General features: G+C 67.9%; 1 protein-coding gene. It reads right to left on the bottom strand.

What is annotated here, in order from left to right:
* Window positions 1-395: 395 nt before the first annotated feature.
* Window positions 396-1,319, bottom strand: coding sequence for a sulfotransferase (locus tag I6A60_RS37285; RefSeq protein WP_203024294.1), 924 nt, complete (start codon window positions 1,317-1,319; stop codon window positions 396-398).
* Window positions 1,320-1,759 lie beyond the last annotated feature (440 nt).

Below are 1,759 nucleotides of genomic sequence, written 5' to 3'. Positions count from 1 at the left end.
GACGCGGCGGCCGTCCGCCGGGCCGGCGGGGCGCCGAGGGGCGCCCGCCCCCCGGCGCCGACGGGCGCGTACCGCGCAACAATCCCCTCCCGGTTCTTGGACCTGCGGATCCGCCCCGCCGCCCAAGCCCTCACCCGCGCCGACGACCGCAGCCTGCCCTCATGCTGGCCACTCGCTGACTGGCCCCCCGGCGAACCGAACCCACCGACTATTGGCTGTCCACCCTGCCCGCCGACAACCCCACGGACGCCTCGTGCGACTCGCGAAACTGCGCTGGGGCCATACCTCCCATACTTCCCGCCTCGTGTCTCGGTGCCGGTGCCGCGCTTCGATCATCCTGGACGGCCCCGTCGCCTCTCTACGCATGGGAGGCACGCAAGCGGCTAACGGCCTAGCTAGCTGAGCGGTTGGAACCGGCCCGCCCGTATCGGGTAGCCGTAGCGGACGATCCACGGAAGGCAGACCGCCGTCACTGCGGCGACCTGACGTCGATCCATCGCTGTCTCCCATTCGGCGTCCAGGCTGAGCGTGACGAGGCCGGTCCGGAAACGGCTGGGGTTCCCGCAGACGATGTGGTTCGGCTCAAGCCGCACGCTGCTATCGCCGACGAAATCGAGTTTTGCGCCGTCGATGCCGGCCTCCCGCAGGATCTTGCGCAACACCGGCACCGGGGCCGCGATGAGGTCTTCGTAGCGTACGACGCTGCGGGTGCCGCGTCGCTGGGCTCTCAGCATCTCGGCGACGGCCTCCTCGAAGGTCCACGCCTTGGCGTTTCGCCCGACTGGGCGGGCGGGAAGACCCTCGTCCGCGCGGTCACGCTGCCAGGAAAACGCCACCGCGCGGGGATCACGCACCAGGTGGACGGTGTGAACCGTCACGCGCGGGAGCAAGTGAAGCATATGGCCGTGCCGCGCCGACTTCGACGAGTCGACGAGCACGTCCGCCCCGGTCATCGCTGCCACGGTCCGGTAGACGTGCGACAAAGCAGTGAGGTAGCGCTCTGCCCGGGCCATGACCCTGACGTCGAACACTCGCGGGGCAGCTGCAGTTTCGCGCAGTCTGAACGCATGGTCCCGCCAGTAAGTCATCTGCTCGGGCAGCATCGAGTGCGCACCAGTCTGGACCGCGTCAAGTACTTCGCTCCACAGCGGACAGCGCGCGGCCGGTGCACCGCAGCCGCAGCGCTCACCTGGCGTCAGGCCCCGATCCCAGAGATAGGCAGTCTCCCCCAACGAGCAGAAACCCTCGACCTGCCCGAGCATCGCGTCTAGAAGCGTGGTGCCACTACGCCCGAATCCCTCTATATAGATGATCGTCACCGGGGGCGGCCCGGCCAGCCCTCCGGGCGACGATCGCGCCCCCACCTCACCAGTCGTCAAGCTTGAGGATGCTTCCTGCCGACTCGTGGTCACCCGCTGCTCCTCATGGCCGCGCCCTACGCTCGCCCCGGTCGGATCCCGCACATGCGCGTCAAACAGCCGCCGACAGAGGGCAGATCGCACCGCGCTTGGCCGTCCAACGCCCCGGCGCCATACAAGCGGCGTCACAGGTAAGACACCACGCGCCGCGCCGCTGTGGTAGCTCGTCACAGCCGAAAGTCCCTGTCTCACCCTTCACGGGCGTGGGCCTTTAGGCCTTCTGCGGTGCACGTCTCCGTTGCAGTCTTCCGTCAACATGGACGTTGTCAACGGTTTCTGAAATTTGACCCCCTGGGGGTCCGTGAAATGTGACCCCGGGTCGATTTCAAGATCAGGTAGTG

This window comes from Frankia sp. AgB1.9 (genome assembly GCF_016786355.1).
Taxonomy (GTDB): Bacteria; Actinomycetota; Actinomycetes; order Frankiales; family Frankiaceae; genus Pseudofrankia.
This window is presented reverse-complemented; position numbering and strand designations above follow the sequence as displayed.